Origin of the sequence: Photobacterium sp. J15 (genome assembly GCF_963870815.1) — a bacterium.
Taxonomy (GTDB): Bacteria; Pseudomonadota; Gammaproteobacteria; order Enterobacterales; family Vibrionaceae; genus Photobacterium; species Photobacterium marinum.
The window spans coordinates 28044-46143 of record NZ_CAWMUI010000003.1; the positions used below are offsets into that span (position 1 = coordinate 28044).

An 18100-nucleotide genomic window follows, 5' to 3' on the forward strand; every position below is an offset into this window, starting at 1 on the left:
TTATGAATACTTTGGAAGGTAGATGGCAAGTGGAAATGGCTTATAGAAGCCCCTTCACGCGGTGTAAAAGAGAGTGACTGCATTGGATTTTTTTCTGCGACTACACGGCATATTTTTTAACATAATATGTAGTAGTCGCTCTATAGTCATATTATCTAGTTAACAGCCAGCGAGCAGTCGTCTCATCAGTTACTAAGCCGTTAATCCAGTGCCCTCTCAGCGCAGCTAGGATAGCTGGGCGCTTATCTTCACCACAAGCTGCACCTATACGTAAGCATTCATTGTTGCGAATATCATAACTGGTGATAAAGGTATTGTTTATGCAATCAATCACCTGACCTTCTGCATTTATAAAGCGACCAAGAATTTCGCCTACTGCACCTTGCTGATTGAGCTCATCAGCTTTGTCGGAGGAAATGAAGCCGTCTTTTATTATCGGGCTGGCTTTGCTCAGTGAACCGATACCGATGAAAATGACGTTCGCGTTATTAGCTACGGTCTCTACCTCTTTGAATACACGCATACTGGTCCATATTTTGTGCTCATCAGACGTAGCTGCGTAACGCGGTACAGGCAACTGGTAATAGTTGGCTTGGATTTTTTGAGCCAGAATCAGCGGTACATCATCGTAATAGTTACACTGTCCATCCATACCCATTGCGCTTATCAGCGCCACACACTTGCTGTTAGGCGATTCAAAATCAATTCGGTTGATGGCCTTTTTCAGCGTCAGACCAGAGCCGATACCAATAACCTTTTCCGGTTGATTTTTCATATACTTAGACATCAACTGAAAACAGCCAAATGAGACGTTATCCAATGTTTCATCAGTTCTTGAGGTTGGAACGATATTACATTCAACCAATTGGTACTTTTCTTTGAGCAGTTCCGCGTAATCCAAGCAAGTAGAAATGGGATGGTGCAAGCCGATGGATACTATGCCTTCTTCTTTCGCTGCCGCGATTAGACGCTGAACAACTGGTCGCGATAAACCAAGCTCCGAGGCAATGTCAGTTTGATTGCGACCTGAGATATAGTACATCCAGGCGGCTCTAACCATCTGGTCCGCTTTGAAATCATCGTCTCTTACCATGAATATTCCTTTTTATTCAATCTATTATGTTGATTTTGGCAATACTCCGCCGCACTCCAACACATGTTGAATACGTATCTTCTCTCTAACTCGTAATAAGTGCAAGTTGAATCAATTGTACAAAATAGAGCAAAAGACTGACTTTCGGTCTTTTGCTCTATTGTGATCTATAACTCTTTATTTGATTTAATGTTCTTGTAGAGTGTCCGAAATTAATAAGAAGAGGAGTCATAATGAAAAACCAATACACGTAGCTCCACATTGTTCTGGGGCATCATGGGTGAAAAGCTAGGTTGAATGGAAGTGGTGCGCTGTTTTCGGCAATTTCGTTGTATAGCTCGTGCCTGTCTGTCTAACTTTTTGGCGCGAACCATTGCAGTCGTCACGCAGCCGCACTTAAGCATGATAGGTGTAGTTATTGCCTATATTGCGCCGTATATGCTGGATTTTTCTTCACCTATTTAATTAAGGTCGAATAGCTTGGGTTTGAAAACACAGTAACTAATACAAGCAAAGCGACTATTGCTTGTATTGTTTGAGGCAGGTATGAATAAAAAAGCGATTATTTTTGATATGGATGGTGTGATCATTGACTCTGAACCTTTGTGGCAAGATGCGCAGATGGAATCACTAGCTAGCTTTGGTGTTACGATTACGCGGCACGATTGCGAGCAGTTAACTATGGGAAAACGGATTGATGAAATTGCGCGCACTTGGTGTGAAGCGCACTCACTGACCATCTCTGCGGCAAAATTAGAAACCATGATTCTAACGAAGCTATGTAACCACATTACACAAACCGGTCAGGCGATGTGCGGCGTTTATGATGCACTGACCTATTTCGCTGATCAGGGGTTAAAAATAGCGCTGGCCACCTCATCTAACCATGTGGTGGTCAAAGCTGTGTTTGATCGTCTGAATCTGTGGGACAAATTCAGTGTTATCTGCAGCGCTGAAGATGAAGTGCATGGCAAACCCCATCCGGATGTCTACCTGTCGGCTGCTCGTGAATTGAAGGTTGATGTCACAGATTGTTTAGTAATTGAAGACAGCTTTACTGGATTGACTGCTGCAAAGCGTGCGAACATGACGACCTACTTGGTCTCGCCGCATTGTAACAGTGAAAGGTTTGTCACAGCAGATGCGCGTTTTGTTAATTTAGATTGTGCAGTGAAATTCCATACTGAGCTAGCTTGTTAGAGTTAGGCTGGCAGTTTCACTGATTGTTCACAACTCCATTGGTATTTTCAGGCTAGGTCTCTAGCCTGAAAATAAACGATATTCAAAATTGTGTTCTTCGATTCAGTGTTTCTCACCGATCAGCGCGCTTGTCTTACTCTCCACTGTTTCAAGATACCGGTTAAAATTACTAATCATCTGTTGTCGGTGATTGGTGATCTCATCCTCTTGCCATTTAGTGTTTTCAAAGACAGATTCGAGCTTTAATGACACTCCCTTATCTTTATGCCTGTGCTTAAACTCTGCTTTTTTATGCTAAAGCTTTTATTGCTCATTTCTGAGTTCATGCTTCGAGTGACTAAGGCCAGGTGAAGCGGCGTAGTTAATTTGGCCAGCCACATGTAGGGTGGCTGAATGGTTGCGATACTAGAAATAATGCAAAAGTTAGAGTGTTCTATGGATCGTAACTCGGAATTGCCCCATTCCTTATATGGGATACAGCTCGCCAGTTAACCGCTGCATTGCTTTTTTACTGAAGCTAGGATCCGGCTCCATTCAATCCGCACCCGGTTAATAAACGAAACGCTTGCGGATGAACGGCTAGGGATGCCAATTCGCCGATTTCAACTTACTGAATAATTTTCAGTCCATTCGAGTAATAAAGGTTTGCTCGTCATCCACAAAAGCCACAAAGCCGCCGTGATAGATAAACACCCGACCACGCCCCTCAACTAGGCAGGCAAGCTGTGGGTTCAAATCTTCTTCGTTATCCTGGCTTTGAAAAGTGCCGGTATCGGTGATTACGCCGCTGAGTGTAGGCAAATATCCATAAGTGCGCTTGGCTTGATCAATCAAGTTCAATTCGCTGTCGGTAGAGAAGCAAAAGGGGATCGCACCGGCTTCTTCGATAAATATAGTTTTCAGTTCTTCAAAAGCTGTAATCACCAGCCAGTCGATGCCGTTAACATGATGGATAAACATAGAGTTTCTCGGTAATTCTGATGCGGAGATTTTATCACTATCAGGGGAGAACGTAGTAGAGATTTAGTTGCTAAAGGCGGTAATTCTGTGCCATTTCCAGACAATCACGAGGCCAACTTGAAACACGTTTTTGTCCAATGATTAGGTAGGTAATCATCTCTAGCTCAATCGATTTCTTACCTAATACACCGAGTTTGAAATTTTGTTCAAACTCGGCAGTTATTTTTGTATGTATTGCCTAGTTAGACTCAAAATTATTACCATCTTTATCCTTCATAACTTGAAGGTTGCCCCCTGTTTTTTTGACGAATTAGTAGTTGTGGCTGGTAATGGTTGGCCAGACTGCGAGCGTAGACAGTTTTGTTGTTCCTGTATCGACACAACGTGTGCGCAACAAACCCTGAGTGTGGTGTATGCTCCTCGGGAATACTTTTTCGATAACTGTTTACCCATCTTTTTTTTGTATTAGCAAAGCTCTTCGCCTTGTACGCCAGCATTTGGTGAGATCTTTTTTATCGAGCGTTACTTTCTCACTAATTATCAAATTAAGGGGGGGCTTTTTTGAAAAAGCTTGCTGTTGTTTAACTAATTTGATAATCATAAATTATGAATCGAATTTATTTAAACGCAATTAACACCACCACTACCACCACGAGATCACTCGGGGGGTAGTTTTTTGCGTCTTTAGAAAACCCTCTGAGCGATAATCGCCAGAGGGTTTTTTTATACCTTGGCTTTGCATTTCGCTCAGAGTTCACATAGGAAAAAAAAATGAAAACTCATCGCGAAATTGCAGAACAATTAGACCTTTTTCATTCTGAACCTCAGGCTCCAGGAATGATTTTCTGGCACCCTAATGGTTGGCGCTTATTCAGATATATTCAAGAGCACATGAGGCGTGTTTATCGTCGAAGTGGCTTTGAAGAAGTAAATACACCTGTTTTCATGAAGCAGGAGTTATGGGAAACATCTGGGCACATAGACATGTTTGCTGAAAATATGTTTTTCGGTGGCGGGAAGGAAAACCGGGATGGCTATGTGTTAAAACCGATGTCGTGTCCTGCTCACATTTTGATGTATAAGCGCGGTGTACACAGCCATAGAGATTTACCTTTGAAGTTATTTGAGTTTGGCTTGGTTCATCGCAATGAATCGTCAGGATCGTTAAATGGCTGCCTACGCGCACGTCAATTCACACAGGATGATGCTCATGTGTTTTGTCGTTGGTCTCAGGCAGAAGAGGAAATCTGTCATTTTCTACAACGCGCAAAGCAGGTTTACGGCGATTACGGTTACCATAATTTGGAGGTAAAAGTATCCACTAAGCCGGAAAAGGCGTTAGGTAGTAATGAACAGTGGTTGCGAGCACAAAAATTGTTGGATTCAGCATGCCATATTGAGGGATTTAACGCCGAATTCCAGCCTGGTGAGGGGGCTTTCTATGGCCCGAAAATTGAGCTATCACTTACTGATTCAATGGGAAGAAGTTGGCAGTGTGGAACAATTCAGTTCGATTTCAATTTGCCAGAAAGATTCGATGTTAAGTATATAAATGAACAAGGGGACGTTGAGGCTCCAGTGATTATGCACCAAGCGATGTATGGTTCTATCGAGCGCTGGATAGGTGTTCTACTGGAAGCGTCACAGGGTAACCTTCCTGTCTGGTTACATCCGGTTCCCGTTGCTATTGCTTCAGTCAATGAGTCAAACAGCGAATTTGTTCGTCAGTTAGAAGCGCAATGTTTGGCTCGAGATATTCCAGTGTTAGTTGATGTCAGCCAACATTCTGTAGCTCGAAAAATGAAACGCTTTCACAAACAAAAATTGCCTTATATTCTAACTGTTGGCGATAAGGAAATGGCTGAAAACATGGTTTCGGTCAAGTGTCGGAAAGATGGTGTGATTACCCATGTTCCTGTTTCTGATTTAGTAAACTATCTAGTAGCTAATCTAAATCATAGGGAAGGTTAATTTGGGGTACTAGCACCCAAGCATAGTCCATCAGTGTTGGTTTTTACTTTAATGCTGTCTGCGTGGCAATTTACGGCTGATTAGTTTTACGCTTCAAACAGATATACGCAGATATTTTCCTATGCAAACAGACAAGAGCGGCTTAATGATCTACATCTAAGTCGTTCTTGCCCCGTTTAGGTGTGAGCCTTATAACTCACTAACAGCTAACGTTAGCTGCTTTAATTAAACTGCGCTAACGATTTTCAATATAACTGTTTTCCAGCATGCTAAGAGATGTCTCAATTTGTCGGCAATTGTTCTTCTTCTCGTAGCGTGAGCACTTCATAGCCAGAACTTGTTACCAATACAGTGTGCTCAGACTGAGCAGACAGTTTCTTGTCTCGAGTAATTACGGTCCAACCATCTTTTTTGGTTTTGATTTTCGCTGTGCCTTGATTAACCATTGGCTCAATAGTGAATGCCATTCCTTCCTTGAGAACAAGGCCTTGGTTTGGAGTACCGTAATGGAGAATTTGCGGCTCTTCATGCATTTCTCGGCCAATACCGTGGCCACAATATTCTCTTACTATGCTGTAACCATGAGACTCAGCATAACGCTGAATAGCATGACCAATATCTCCTAGTTTGGCCCCAGGCTTTACTTGTTTGATCCCAGCCCACATTGCGTCATATGTAACCTCAACCAGTTTTTTCGCCAAAGGGGATGCTTCTGGCATGACATACATTTTGCTGGAATCAGCAATAAAGCCGTCCTTCTCTAAAGTGATATCTAAGTTAATGATATCTTTGCTTTTTAGAAATTGGGTTACTTTGGGTACACCATGACATACAACTTCATTGATAGATGAATTTAAAACATATTGATAATCATATTGTCCCTTGCTGGCTGGCCGAGCTTTTAGGTCGTTAACAATAAAATCATCAACTTTGTTATTGATATCCATCGTTGATATGCCTGGCTTAATGTAAGAATCCAGCATGTGAAAAACCTGAGCAAGTAACCTTCCGGAATTGCGCATCAGTTCGATTTCAGCAGTAGATTTTATACTCACATTACTGTTCATCATCCTCTCCTTCGGGTAGTGCTACATTTGCAACCGACACTTCTGCCGATTTCATAAGATCGGCGATAATTTGATTGAATGAGAGCTGTGGGTGGAGTTCTGCCAGCATGCCAATTTTTATCCAAAATTCGGCTTGTGAATTGATAGAGCGAGACATAACTGAGCTTGCTTTTCTTATTTCTTCATGAAGCTCATCTGATATTTTTACAATACCCATTAATATATGCTTTGTATATGATGTGTATATGTATTGTATTTTTTGTGCTTGGTGAGTCAAGCAAATCGTTTATTTACTCATCATTGAATTGTCGGAGCTTGTCTGAACTAATACAGCTAAATTTTGTAGTACCCAAGAAGCTTTTCTTTATTGATACTCACACCTCGTTCGTTTGAAAGCGCTATACTTCTTTTATCAAAGAACTTCCCAAGAATATCTTCCTTCGCTTCAGCGGCAGCATGATGAAACAACCTATGACAAGTTGGGCACAAACTGATGATGTTTTCTGGCACATCGATGCTGTATTCAAAGTCATCTTGAAACTCCATTGGTATCAGATGGTGTGCTTCTACATATTGCCTTCCAGATGCAGCTGAAATGAATGTTGTGTGATTCTCGTCATTTTCACACTTGTAGTTAGCATTTTTTATTGCATCTGCAGAAGGGCCAATGCAGCGGACGTAGGTTTCTTTGAGGTGAGTTCTTATTTTTTTCTTCCGTTTTATTTTCCCTTTTGGCGTTTTAGGCGCAGAGTCCTGAATTTGATTTTGGAAGGATTCTTCTTTAACGAAGATATCGAAGTCCATAATATTCAAACCAATTAGCGACTTTAATTCATGGTATGACTTAAGAACGACATTTAGGTCGTTGATTAAAGTGTGATCATCAGGTAGGGAGCTAAGGTGATATTTCTTACTGAAAATAACACCATCTCTGTAGCCTTTGGCTAAACCCCCAGTCGAAGTTAGATCAATCGTTGTATGTGAAAAGCTTTGAGGAAGTATTAGTTGGTCTCGTATTGCGTTTACAGCATTGCCAATTCTGAATCTTCCTTCGGTAACACCAAAAGCTGTCTCATATTGAGTCCACCCTTGGCCAAGACATAAGTAAAGATTTTCTAATTGGGCATCAAACAAGTAAACAATGTAATAGCCATTTGATGCTGTAGAGGTAATATCCAAATCGAAAATGCAGATCCAAGGGATATCAGCAATACCGCCTTGACCAATTGATCCAGTAACTTTGAACTTATCCTTTGAAAGTTTGACGTTTGAATAGATAGACTCTGGAATTTGCTTAGTTAATAACTTAGAAATTTCTAACTCTTTAAATGGATAAGTTTTTTTATGTTGATTGTAAGTGCCTTCTAAGATTCCAGCCTTAGCTTGAGCATCAATGATTTTGTTGTATTCTTTGAACTCAGCGTGTTCCGCTTTCGCCTTCACTGATTCAGAAGGCCACACAGCAGTAAATTCACGAATTAATTCTTTAAGCATCTTGAATCTCATATGATCAACCTAATGAATATATGAGGATTGATTTTATCAAAATCAATCAGTTACTCGAAGAAATTACCCTATTCAACATATCCACCTGCTCATGCCGGTGTGATTCTATGACCTTCTTGTAGACAAGCCTAGGCATCATTGTGTTTGTGTGGCCCATTTGTTCTGTAATGAAAGATTGGTTTTCGCCTTTAGCGAAGTAGAAAACCTGGTCACAGAAAGAGAGGTTACCCATAACGGAGATAAATCATTAGTTACTAAATTAGTAAAAACACTGACACGTTTATGCCATTTTTAAGTTAGGGTAGCCACTCTTCATAACTTATTCGTCCACTATTTGACTAGGTAAACCTAATGCATCATCATGTGATTCATTGATTTACCTCCTGATTTTATTTGTGCCAAATCTGTGGGTTAAGGCTAGTGTAAACAAATGATTGGCTTCATGGGGGAGCAAATAAGGATTAGTTTATTTTGACTGATGAAGACAAATATAAAGACTTTGTGTTACGGACAACAGAGCAGTCTGCGACCAGTGATGCCTATGCTCAGGCAATAGCAAGTTTAGGTAAAGAAGTGAATACAACCCCGTACTCGCTAAACCGTGCAGAGCTGGATGATCTTTATACAAGGCTGCTTGAAGGCGGGGATTTATATCAGTTTGATATTAATTCTGACGAAACCCCCAGTGCTGCCGTCGGAAAATTGATTCAGCTATTCGATGAAACCTCACCTCAAGACCCTATTCCATATTGCTGGTTTGTCGGTGCGTCTTACGGTAAAGGCAGCGAAGATCAAACTGAGAGATTTTTAAAACAGGGAATTTGGCAAAACGGCTATCAGGATAAGTATTTGGATGTCGTTCGCTCAATGCAGCCGGGGGACAGAATTGCCATTAAGTCATCTTATACACGTAAACACAGGTTGTCCTTTAATAATAAAGGTCAGACCGTTTCTGTTATGGGTATCAAGGCTGTTGGTATTATCAGGCGTAACCACGGTGACGGTCAGTTTGTCGATGTCGAATGGGAACCTCGTTTTGACCCGGTTAAAGAGTGGTATTTCTATACCAACCGGATCACTATCTGGCGTGTCTCATCTGATGACTGGATGACCGAAGGTCTTATTGATTTTACATTCAATAATAAACCGCAGGATATTGACCGCTTTCGTAACGCACCATACTGGAAAGAGCGGTTCGGTGATACTCCCGCAGACAGGCAACGGTTTAAGTGGACTCAGTTTTACGAAGAGTTTGCAGACAGGCTGTTAACGTATAAAGCCGATCGAACTCCTTTAATTGCTGCGATTCGTGATTTGGCCAATAAAATTGATTGTATTTCAGTTCTTCAGGACCAGCCGGAGGAGGGGGTTAAAGAGCCGTTAGGTGACATTTGTCCGTTCACGGTTTTTGGTTTGTTCAACAGAGGTCTTACTGATACCAATCGTATAGCTATCGCACGTGAGCTTGCTTCGTTTTTAGGAGTAGAGGCTTCTGTGCCTAATTCCTTTGAAGGTATTCCTGTTGTTAACAACCAGCGATCCTGGTTCTTCGGTTACAAATATCGTCGGGGTGACTATGATATTGATACCTTATGGGAGCTATTCGCGACAGCCATAGAGCATGCAAACACCCCTGACGCCGATTCCGCAGAAGCACTTTCTGCAGCTTATGATTCCGCAGCTAAATGTTGGGGAACAGGCTGGAATCTTTCTATGGGGCTTTATTGGATTCGCCCCTGGAAGTATCTGACACTTGACGGTCAGTCCCAAACTTACATCACAAAAAAATTGGGCCTGGAAGTAGGAAAAAACGGGGAGAACGGCCGTTCTGGTGCGAAAGAGTACTTGGGATTGATTGATGACCTGGAAACACGGTTCCGGGAAGATGCTTACCCGGTTCACTCGTTCCCGGAATTATCTTTGGCTGCCTGGGTGTTCAGGGATACTGATACAACCGCCGATCCGGATGAAGACACAGGTGAGCAGGATGATACAGTGGTGCCGCCAGCTCCTGTAGAGTCTTACACAGTCAGTGATATTATTTCTGACGGATGTTTTCTTGATCGTGAAAGTATCTCAAAAATTATTGCTCAGCTTCGTCACAAGAAGAACCTTATTCTGCAGGGACCTCCGGGAACCGGAAAAACCTGGCTGGCCAAAAAACTGGCCTATGCGCTGATGGGAGAAAAAAACGAAAACTCCCTTCGTGCGGTTCAGTTTCATCCCAACTTAACATACGAAGACTTTGTGCGCGGGTGGCGGCCATCTGGAGAGGGTAAGCTTACACTTGTAGATGGTCCGTTCTTAGAGATGATAAATCAGGCTAAGCAGGATGCCGGCACTAAGCATGTTGTGGTTATCGAAGAAATTAACCGGGGAAACCCGGCTCAGATTTTTGGTGAAATGCTCACGTTATTAGAAACAGATAAACGTACTCCCGGTGAAGCACTTGAGCTGAGTTATCGGAGATCTGAAGGTGAGAGGATTCATATTCCGGCAAATCTGTACGTTATCGGAACAATGAATATTGCCGATCGCTCGCTGGCTCTGGTAGATCTTGCGCTTCGTCGACGATTTGCGTTTTTCGACCTTAAACCTGCCTTTGGTCAATCGTGGCGTAACTGGGTAAATAAGAAGGCTGGTATTGATATTGGCTTTCTGGAGATGATAGAACAGCGACTGGTTTCCCTGAATAATGAGATATCTGATGATCGCAATCTGGGTCCACAGTTCAAAATTGGTCACAGTTACGTCACCCCGCCGCTGAACACTAAAATAGAGGACTCATCATCCTGGTTTCACGGAGTTGTTGAATATGAAATCGGACCGCTTCTTGAAGAGTATTGGTTTGACGATATAGAGCGCGCAAATAAAGCGCGGGATACTTTGGTAAAAGGTATTTAATGCCAGCCTCAGCCCAAAATCAAAGTCATGCAGAGACCACGAGAAGGTTAGGGAAAATCCCTGTCCGTAACCTGTGGTTGCTTATGCTATATGCCTCAGATCTTTACCGTCATCTTGGCTCAGGCAAAGTTGATGTTGAGAATAATCCGGAAGAAATAGCAGACCTTGTCGCAGAGATTCTGTGTCATCAGGTTGAAGAACGTATGATGCGGAATCTGAGCTATGGCTATGAATCAAAAGTTGCGGAACTGAGTCGAGTTCGGGGAAGGATAGATACACTAACCACTGAACGTCGGCGATTACTTGAAAAAGGAAAGGTTCGTTGTCGTTTTGATGAGCTGACTGTTGATACCTCACGTAACCGTTATGTAAGAGCAGCTCTGGAGTCTGTAGCGAAGCTGGGGATTAAATCAGCCCTGGCAAATAAGTGCAGAAGTCTGACTCTGAGAATGGAACGTCTGGGTGTAAGTAAGCTGAAGCCGACTAATTACTCCGGAAAATCCGAAAGATTTGGCCGTCATGATGTAGGAGATCAAAAGATGGTAGCAGCTGCTGACCTGGCTTTTGCTTTGTCTCTGCCAACAGAATTTGACGGTCAGTTTCATTTGACCACTCCGGATAAGCAGGTGGGATGGCTCCGAAAATTATTTGAAAAAGCAATTGCGGGCTTTTATGCCGTTGCTTTGGATAAACGTGAGTGGCAAGTGTTGGCTGGTAAACAATTTGACTGGCAAATCTCAGAAAAAAGTGAAGGGATAGACAGAATTCTTCCTGGTATGAAAACTGACATCATTGTTGATCAGCGTGCAACTGGCGAGAGGTTAGTTATAGATACGAAATTTAATTCGTTGACGGTAAAAGGCTGGTATCGGGAAGATACGCTTCGGAGTAGTTACATCTATCAGATGTATGCTTATTTGCGGAGCCAGGAAAACACACAAAATGAAAAGTCTCTGACTAGTACTGGCATGCTGCTTCACCCCTCTGTAGATGGAGACATTGCCGAGATGGTGAATATTCAGGGGCACCCTATATGGTTTTTTACAGTGAATTTGGGAGAGTCTGCAACATCAATTAGAGAGCGTTTACAGATACTTATCCAAAAGACTTTTACGCATTGAACGACAGCCCTCTTTGAGGGGCAGCTCTGGAAGCTAATCAGAACAGATTGTTAATTGACTCTGTCAATATCTGCAGTCATTTATAGATAACAAAGCCAGAATTTAGCTGGCATGCTTTTCCGTTGCTGAGTCAGCGGGTTCTTCGCTGACTCAGCTTGCTACTTTGGAGAGGAAAGCCGATGCTTGTAACAATTAAATGAGCTCCTTTCTTTAGCCGGAGGCTAAGTGTCAGTCATTCTGGCATGTAGGTATTTGAATTTATCTGTATTTGACCTGATGCACTTTATGCCTATCTGAGTTTGATATAGCTATTGTTCTGTTCGAGCAGCATCTCTATCATCTCGAGGTTACAGAGCCTAAACTTGTAATCTTTTTTGTTGTTACTTATGTAATTTTCTCCAAGTTGTTTGTTAACTTTTTCAAGACGTTTGTTCTCTGTTGCTATTTGCTCTGTAGTTCGGGTATCAATGCTCCATTTGTTTTTAAGTATCCACAAAAATGCAGCTCTTTTTAATATAAATAACTGGTCTACGCCGCTACTCAGGCCAAAATCGATGCGGATTTCCTCTCGCTCTTTTTCACACCTGTCTTCATGTAATTTTAGATCTAATGGTATTTCTAGATTCCAATCGACGTCGTATTTGATGTTTTCGTGCTCTTTTCTTTTCGACGTACTTTCGTATGAGTTCTCTGCTAGTGAGAGAACTCTGGCAAAGTTAAAAAACTTGAATTTACTTCGACTAGAGGAGTTCTCTGAGCGGTCGTAGGCTCTAAACATCCAAAATTCACCATCATTTAATATTTCGAGTGGTACCAACTCCCTGTCTGAAAGTCCTTTTCCACTTTTTGAGTAGTATTCGCAATGCACAGAATAGCCACCACTAATAGCACGAGTTATGGCTGCGACGGTTTCTGTTTTCATTTGGTCAGGGAGTGATGTGATTTTCTCGTATGGAATGACAGTTCGAGCAGGTTCAGAAAGCTTATTTTTGTTAAATCCGTTTGCTAGCATGCCAAGAGCAACTTCTGCTCCCCACTCAAGTAGCGGCTCGTAATCTGGACTTAAAGAATTGGCTCGTATGGAATGATCGTATCTCATATTGTTGGGACATACGTCGTTATAAGCTTTTAAGACTTTCGAGGCTGCTGCATCAGACAGGTTAAACTGGGTACCTATTTCTGAACGTCTTACAGTGCCAGTGAAACGCAACATGAAGTCTATGTAAGCAAAACGATCTGCATTGTTTTTATGTTCAGTTTTTAGTTCATCGTAGTTCAGCATTATCATTTTCTCACGTTGGACATCATAAACATCATATGTAAAAGTTTACAATTTATCCACATTTCGTCGTCTAAATATGAAGTCTTCGTCTTCTTTTTATAAGTGCTGTTGATCTAGTGACCACAATGATGGTAAAGTGATCTTGTTGAAGAGCGTATGGTTTGCTCGAGGTTAATGAGGATTTCAAATGGCAAAAAATACAGGTAATGATTACCGTAAAGGTGCGGTGAAAAACCGTTCTCAAACTCAGACTGGGGCAGGGAACTGGGTAAAAAGAGATGCTGAAACAGGACGTTTTATGGACGTAAAAAGCGACAAGAAACCGTTTAAAGGTGTCTCAAAGGAATAAAAAGGCACTTTCAGTAAATACTAAAAGTGCCTTTTTACAGTGAAGTGAACTGTACTCGACCATTAGCCGTGGACGATTACAAGACCCAACACTAAGAGGTCTCAGGTCTGCTTAGAAACCTAATCGCTCGGTGACAATTGCGATAGTACCTTTCTATAGCCTTCACTTCAATCGTAGAGTTCCCTCTTTGTTATGCAAGATGGAGGAATCTCACATGAGTATTCGACCAAAACTCGTTGATGTTTGTGCGTATGTGCGTCGCCGCTTCGGCCGCCTCGAATACGTCTGCAAGCACAAACGCTCGTATCCACGTTAATTGAATTTGAAGTATGGCGGACGACTCTGTCCGCCGAAATAGAAGGTATAATAATGTCCGATTCTGTACATCGGTTGATCGTGGAGAACGGTAGCACCTCATCTGTGTGTGTAATCAATGTATCCAATATCAACTCACCTTTCTGCCCCCCATTCATCCAACGTAAACGCTGGATGAAAACAGTGGTTTTACTCAGCATTTCGTTACTATTGTCAGCTTGTTCTGCAACTGTACCTAAAGAAGTAGTTGAGCTTTCCTACAAAATGGAGCAAGACATGACGCACGTAGAGCGTGCATATATGGACTTGGTCCAACAGCACATTGCTGTTCTAAAGCGACAGCGAGAAGAGTACCTGTACAGAGAATGGGTCCCAACAATGCTTGAGGACTGGATTTCACAGGGGATGCTAATTGAAATGGCGCAAGGCAAAGTTGTTTATGACGGGAAAATCGATGACTTTGTTAAAACCTCACAGCCCAATCGAATGGCTCAGCTAAATGGTATTAAAGAATGGGCTCTGGTTGCTACTGAAGAAATTGAAATTAAACGTCGTGAGTTACTTTTGCCACTCGAGCAAGCAGAAGCAAAAATGATTTCAGATATTCGGCAGAGCTTCGCAATGCTGATGCTTGGAAATCAAACCATCACTGCTCACCTCAACAGTATTCGTCAGGTTCAGGATGTGCAGAACCAGTTACTTGAACGTGTTGATCTTGAACAGCTTCGAAGTCAAATCAACCAACAACTTAGTGAGTTATCGGACAAGGCAGAACAAGGGTTAGAGAAAGTTCGTGAACTCGATGAAAAAGCCCAGCCCGTTATGGAGAAAGTGTTATGAGTATGCGAGACCGAATCAAAAAATCTGTAGCCCATGCAAATCAGCAGCTTGGTGAACGAGAGGGGCAGCTCCTGCTAAACACAAACTTTGACTTGGTTCACCTGAGCCCTGCCATCCAAAACAACGAAAAGTATCAAGCGTTGGTTCAGGTTATTCAGTCTGCCTCTTCACGTAACTTAAGTGTCGCTGAGCTTGAGGATAATATCCGCCAGCTCGGGGATGAAGCCTGGGAACTAACCCAGGATATGCTTTCTGCCGCTAAACGCGCGATGTAAGGAGAACGGTAATGCAAATTGATATGCACTATTACGGTACTTACTGTATTGCTCGTGCGGCTGGTCTTTCACGTGAGGCTTCGCGCGTTATCGCTACTTCCGCGCAATTCGTCGATGACAATGCTCATCAAACTGGGATCGAATTAGGGGATGCGTCTAGCTGTCAGGTGGAAGCCACTGCGCATCATACAACGGCGTTTGAGAACCTGGACCCTAAGGATCAGCGTGAGGTATGGGTTCCGTTTCACTTTTTACCCGGTAATGAGGGTAATTCATTTACGGAACGGCTTATTTGTCGGAAAGACAGCGTGATTGCTCGGCAAATGTGTGCCAACCATCTTGCACAATCTGAGAAGCCTTATTATTTGTCCCTGGTAGGGATAATGGCGCACGTATATGCTGACACCTTTGCTCATTATGGCTTTTCAGGAGTGAGCTCACGGCGCAATCGTGTAGATAAATACTCTTTTGAATTCATTGGATTAGATGGTGGCATCAAAGACTACATCGTAACGAAAAAGAACAACGTATGGGATATGTTTAATCCACTGATTCGAAATATTAAATCATCGGTGGCACAGGAGGTGTCTAATGCGCTTGGACATGGAGGGGTTGTCACTTTTCCTGATCGACCATATCTGCAATGGCGTTTTGACTATACGTTAAGCGGTGACTCCGGTTGGCGTGACAATGTCACAACGTTTGCTGAGTATTGCAAAAACATCCATGCATATTTTACTCAAATTGCGAGCAAAAACCCTGATTGGTTTGACGTTTCACAGCAGCAGACCTGGAATCAGTTGGAGCCCAAAGTGGTGGCCATATTGCAATACCAGGCGAAAGGTGATGCCCGATGCAAACGTTGGCAACACGAAGCTAAATATGGAGAGTTGCTTAATGTGGCGGAAAATATACCAGAATATAAAGACTGGAATGAAGGTTTTGAGGCGCTTGAGTGCCGGTCAAGCAAAGAAGCGATTTCACATCCTATATTCCAATACTATCAAGCAGCGTCTTACCATCGTTGGTATGTATTGCGGGAACTGTTACCACAGCATGGACTGATGGTAAGCTAATTAATAGGCTGCGCCATTATGGTGCAGCCCCTTGGCTGTCATCCCTAAACCACCGCCTATGGCGGTGGTGATTGCTCCTAGGGATATTGCCCGTAGAAGTGCCCATGTTAGAAGAAAAACTCTTATTCACCACAAGTAAGAGGGATCAACTAACATGGGCGATTATCGAAGTTCATCACATGTTTACTGGCGTTGTAAATATCATATTGTTTGGACGACCAAATACCGATTTAAGATTTTGAAAGGGAATGTAGGTAAAGAGCTTTATCGTTCAATATACATTCTCTGCAACATGAAGGATTGCGAGGTTTTGGAGCTAAATATCCAGCCTGATCATGTTCATCTTGTTGCGGTAATCCCTCCAAAGGTATCGATTTCAACTTTGATGGGTGTATTGAAAGGCCGAACGGCAATACGGCTTTTTAATAAATTTCCGCACATCAGAAAGAAGTTATGGGGAAATCATTTTTGGGCGAGAGGATACTTTGTCGACACCGTTGGAGTTAATGAAGAAATCATTAGAAGATATGTGAGGCACCAAGACAAAAAAGAGCTTGAGCATGAGCAACAGTTAGAGTTGTTAAAGAATTAAGAGCGTCGTCGCCCCCTTTTAGGGGGCTGATATTAAAACCGCCTTCTAAGAAGGCGGATTTTTATTAAAAAATGTCGGTATGATAATGACTTAGCTGGATGAGCGTCCTGTTTTTTTAATGGGGAAGGGGAGATAGTTGAGTGTCAACGTTATCGTTAGTAACCGTTATTTAGCTGGTTTTCTTTGCTTCTTATTTTGAGGGCTTCAATGGTTTTTCGTATGATTTCATCACTGTCGCTAGGTGACGCTGACGAATGCAGGCCAAAGAATAAGTGCTGCTTTGGGGGAGGAATGGCGTTCAATTCGCTAACCCTAAAGGATAAAGAGTGTGGATATGCCTTCAAACGTTGAGTCAGTCTATCCTGACTGAAGAGGCATAGTAACTAGACTAGCCACATGTAGGCTGGCCGCATGGTTGCGATACTAGAAGTAATGCAAAAAGTTAGAGTGTTCTATGGATCGTAACTCGGAATTGCACCATTATCACTTAGAACTGAAACTCATTCACAGGCTGTTAATGCTATTTTTCGATACCAGAGCTTATGCGTGGGTGAAGGAGGTTGCAGAGTGTCAGCTATGTTCATTTTTTCCCAATTATGACGTTGCTTAAGACTTAGTTCCCCGTGTACACCCATAACCAATAAATTAAAGGTTCATCGCGGTTTTCAGGAAAAAGCGACGACGAACCTTTTGATTTTAATTGAGAAAGTTTCTAGCCAACTTAAGCCACAGCTAACGCCTTGAGCGCAAGGGTAACCGGGGTGGTATTAGTCAAGTTATCGGATACCGGACAGCGTGACTCAATTTTTTTCATCCAGATATCCAAGGTGTCCTGATCTGTATCTGCATCCACCTCAAGAACGACCTCAATGTTCTTATAGCCTGCCCGATCGGCTGTTTCCTTACCGAACAAGCGGTCGGGATTAAGCTGACCTGATGCTTTAATTTTAAGACTATTAATACCAAAGCTCATCTCTTTCGCAATTATGTGGCCCATAACATTGATGCACCCCACAAGCGCAGCAAGCTCGTATTCCACTGGATTAGGCCCCAGGTCCTGACCGCCAAGCCCTATGGGTTCATCGACAACCAGCGTAAAATCACGAGCCTTAACGGCAACGCGAGTAGCCGATTCGGAATGTCCAACCACACTGAATTTCAAATCTGACACAATATAACTCCATTTATGTTGTTAAAGATTGTTATCAGGTACGTTTAAGCAGCAGGCTATAGGATACCTATACTTAACAGCACAGTGTCTCTGCCAATAGCCCCCCGAATATATCGCCCTACATGGGTGATTAATTTTATATACAATCTAGCAAAAAAATGTACTAAGCATTAGACCTGCGTCACTCTTGCATGAGAACTGAAATTTTACACTGGCAAAACAACACGTTATAGCTGATACAAAGGTTTAACGTATCTGGTCGACTCCCTCGGTTCAATGATCTAGCATCATCGTTAGCTGCAGCTGTATCGTTGCCTTCATTGTAACCTCGGATAAGATAGGGAGTTAATACAGGCGAGTAAACAGAAAGCCCAATAA

The 18100-nt window shown here is 42.5% G+C and carries 16 protein-coding genes; 9 read left to right on the forward strand and 7 right to left on the reverse strand.

The features are described from left to right. Window positions 1-151 precede the first annotated feature (151 nt). Window positions 152-1093, reverse strand: a complete 942-nt coding sequence (locus AACQ93_RS25030) for a sugar-binding transcriptional regulator (protein ID WP_064609806.1) — start codon at window positions 1091-1093, stop codon at window positions 152-154. A 546-nt stretch (window positions 1094-1639) separates the two neighbouring features. On the opposite strand from AACQ93_RS25030, the gene hxpB reads away from it, so the two are divergent. After that, window positions 1640-2293 (forward strand): hexitol phosphatase HxpB, encoded by a 654-nt coding sequence (hxpB, locus tag AACQ93_RS25035; RefSeq protein ID WP_064609929.1) that lies wholly within the window; start codon window positions 1640-1642, stop codon window positions 2291-2293. A 621-nt stretch (window positions 2294-2914) separates the two neighbouring features. On the opposite strand, the gene AACQ93_RS25040 is transcribed toward hxpB, so the two are convergent. Continuing rightward, window positions 2915-3253: a hypothetical protein gene (locus tag AACQ93_RS25040; RefSeq protein WP_064609808.1), complete on the reverse strand. Its 339-nt coding sequence runs from the start codon at window positions 3251-3253 to the stop codon at window positions 2915-2917. Window positions 3254-4024: 771 nt separating this feature from the next. Between AACQ93_RS25040 and thrS the strand changes: the two genes are divergently transcribed. After that, the gene (thrS, locus tag AACQ93_RS25045; RefSeq protein WP_064609810.1) at window positions 4025-5224 is read left to right on the forward strand and encodes a threonine--tRNA ligase; all 1200 of its coding nucleotides are present in this window, start codon (window positions 4025-4027) and stop codon (window positions 5222-5224) included. A gap of 281 nt (window positions 5225-5505) precedes the next feature. Here the strand turns inward: thrS and map are convergent, their stop codons facing one another. The 3 genes from map to AACQ93_RS25060 all read right to left on the reverse strand — a co-directional run bounded on the left by map (window position 5506) and on the right by AACQ93_RS25060 (window position 7785). Further along, window positions 5506-6291, reverse strand: coding sequence for a type I methionyl aminopeptidase (map, locus tag AACQ93_RS25050; protein ID WP_064609811.1), 786 nt, complete (start codon window positions 6289-6291; stop codon window positions 5506-5508). Then, the gene (locus AACQ93_RS25055; RefSeq protein ID WP_064609813.1) at window positions 6281-6508 is read right to left on the reverse strand and encodes a ParD-like family protein; all 228 of its coding nucleotides are present in this window, start codon (window positions 6506-6508) and stop codon (window positions 6281-6283) included. The genes map and AACQ93_RS25055 overlap by 11 nt, the downstream gene beginning before the upstream one ends. A 116-nt stretch (window positions 6509-6624) precedes the next feature. After that, on the reverse strand, window positions 6625-7785 hold the full coding sequence (locus tag AACQ93_RS25060; RefSeq protein WP_064609815.1) for an MrcB family domain-containing protein: 1161 nt from the start codon (window positions 7783-7785) through the stop codon (window positions 6625-6627). Window positions 7786-8268: 483 nt separating this feature from the next. Here AACQ93_RS25060 and AACQ93_RS25065 point away from each other — a divergent pair, with 483 nt between their 5' ends. Both AACQ93_RS25065 and mcrC read left to right on the forward strand, forming a co-directional pair. Further along, the gene (locus AACQ93_RS25065; RefSeq protein ID WP_232323402.1) at window positions 8269-10701 is read left to right on the forward strand and encodes an McrB family protein; all 2433 of its coding nucleotides are present in this window, start codon (window positions 8269-8271) and stop codon (window positions 10699-10701) included. Next, window positions 10701-11822 carry a 5-methylcytosine-specific restriction endonuclease system specificity protein McrC gene (gene mcrC / locus AACQ93_RS25070; protein WP_064609816.1) on the forward strand — a complete coding sequence of 374 codons (1122 nt, stop codon included), beginning with the start codon at window positions 10701-10703 and terminating at the stop codon, window positions 11820-11822. The genes AACQ93_RS25065 and mcrC overlap by 1 nt, the downstream gene beginning before the upstream one ends. 289 nt (window positions 11823-12111) lie before the next feature. Here mcrC and AACQ93_RS25075 read toward each other — a convergent pair whose 3' ends face one another. Further along, window positions 12112-13104 carry a WYL domain-containing protein gene (locus AACQ93_RS25075; RefSeq protein ID WP_084419528.1) on the reverse strand — a complete coding sequence of 331 codons (993 nt, stop codon included), beginning with the start codon at window positions 13102-13104 and terminating at the stop codon, window positions 12112-12114. A 187-nt stretch (window positions 13105-13291) separates the two neighbouring features. On the opposite strand from AACQ93_RS25075, the gene AACQ93_RS25080 reads away from it, so the two are divergent. The 5 genes from AACQ93_RS25080 (at window position 13292) to tnpA (ending at window position 16551) form a co-directional block, all read left to right on the forward strand. Next, on the forward strand, window positions 13292-13453 hold the full coding sequence (locus AACQ93_RS25080) for a hypothetical protein (protein ID WP_198160296.1): 162 nt from the start codon (window positions 13292-13294) through the stop codon (window positions 13451-13453). A 369-nt stretch (window positions 13454-13822) separates the two neighbouring features. Further along, a complete protein-coding gene (locus AACQ93_RS25085; protein ID WP_232323403.1) occupies window positions 13823-14608 on the forward strand; it encodes a hypothetical protein in 786 nt (261 codons plus the stop codon). Beyond that, window positions 14605-14883, forward strand: coding sequence for a hypothetical protein (locus AACQ93_RS25090; protein ID WP_064609820.1), 279 nt, complete (start codon window positions 14605-14607; stop codon window positions 14881-14883). The genes AACQ93_RS25085 and AACQ93_RS25090 overlap by 4 nt, the downstream gene beginning before the upstream one ends. An 11-nt stretch (window positions 14884-14894) precedes the next feature. Next, window positions 14895-15959 (forward strand): DUF6765 family protein, encoded by a 1065-nt coding sequence (locus tag AACQ93_RS25095; protein ID WP_064609821.1) that lies wholly within the window; start codon window positions 14895-14897, stop codon window positions 15957-15959. 154 nt (window positions 15960-16113) lie between these two features. Further along, window positions 16114-16551, forward strand: coding sequence for an IS200/IS605 family transposase (gene tnpA, locus AACQ93_RS25100; protein ID WP_064609823.1), 438 nt, complete (start codon window positions 16114-16116; stop codon window positions 16549-16551). Window positions 16552-17272: 721 nt separating this feature from the next. On the opposite strand, the gene AACQ93_RS25105 is transcribed toward tnpA, so the two are convergent. Next, a complete protein-coding gene (locus AACQ93_RS25105; RefSeq protein WP_064609825.1) occupies window positions 17273-17722 on the reverse strand; it encodes an OsmC family protein in 450 nt (149 codons plus the stop codon). Between the last annotated feature and the right edge of the window lie 378 nt (window positions 17723-18100).

Bases quoted from the DNA above. Each gene is read 5' to 3' on its own strand.
- AACQ93_RS25030 (WP_064609806.1), bottom strand. From the start codon at position 1,093: ATGGTAAGAGACGATGATTTCAAAGCGGACCAGATGGTTAGAGCCGCC.
- hxpB (WP_064609929.1), top strand. From the start codon at position 1,640: ATGAATAAAAAAGCGATTATTTTTGATATGGATGGTGTGATCATTGAC.
- AACQ93_RS25040 (WP_064609808.1), bottom strand. From the start codon at position 3,253: ATGTTTATCCATCATGTTAACGGCATCGACTGGCTGGTGATTACAGCT.
- thrS (WP_064609810.1), top strand. From the start codon at position 4,025: ATGAAAACTCATCGCGAAATTGCAGAACAATTAGACCTTTTTCATTCT.
- map (WP_064609811.1), bottom strand. From the start codon at position 6,291: ATGAACAGTAATGTGAGTATAAAATCTACTGCTGAAATCGAACTGATG.
- AACQ93_RS25055 (WP_064609813.1), bottom strand. From the start codon at position 6,508: ATGGGTATTGTAAAAATATCAGATGAGCTTCATGAAGAAATAAGAAAA.
- AACQ93_RS25060 (WP_064609815.1), bottom strand. From the start codon at position 7,785: ATGCTTAAAGAATTAATTCGTGAATTTACTGCTGTGTGGCCTTCTGAA.
- mcrC (WP_064609816.1), top strand. From the start codon at position 10,701: ATGCCAGCCTCAGCCCAAAATCAAAGTCATGCAGAGACCACGAGAAGG.
- AACQ93_RS25075 (WP_084419528.1), bottom strand. From the start codon at position 13,104: ATGCTGAACTACGATGAACTAAAAACTGAACATAAAAACAATGCAGAT.
- AACQ93_RS25080 (WP_198160296.1), top strand. From the start codon at position 13,292: ATGGCAAAAAATACAGGTAATGATTACCGTAAAGGTGCGGTGAAAAAC.
- AACQ93_RS25085 (WP_232323403.1), top strand. From the start codon at position 13,823: ATGTCCGATTCTGTACATCGGTTGATCGTGGAGAACGGTAGCACCTCA.
- AACQ93_RS25090 (WP_064609820.1), top strand. From the start codon at position 14,605: ATGAGTATGCGAGACCGAATCAAAAAATCTGTAGCCCATGCAAATCAG.
- AACQ93_RS25095 (WP_064609821.1), top strand. From the start codon at position 14,895: ATGCAAATTGATATGCACTATTACGGTACTTACTGTATTGCTCGTGCG.
- tnpA (WP_064609823.1), top strand. From the start codon at position 16,114: ATGGGCGATTATCGAAGTTCATCACATGTTTACTGGCGTTGTAAATAT.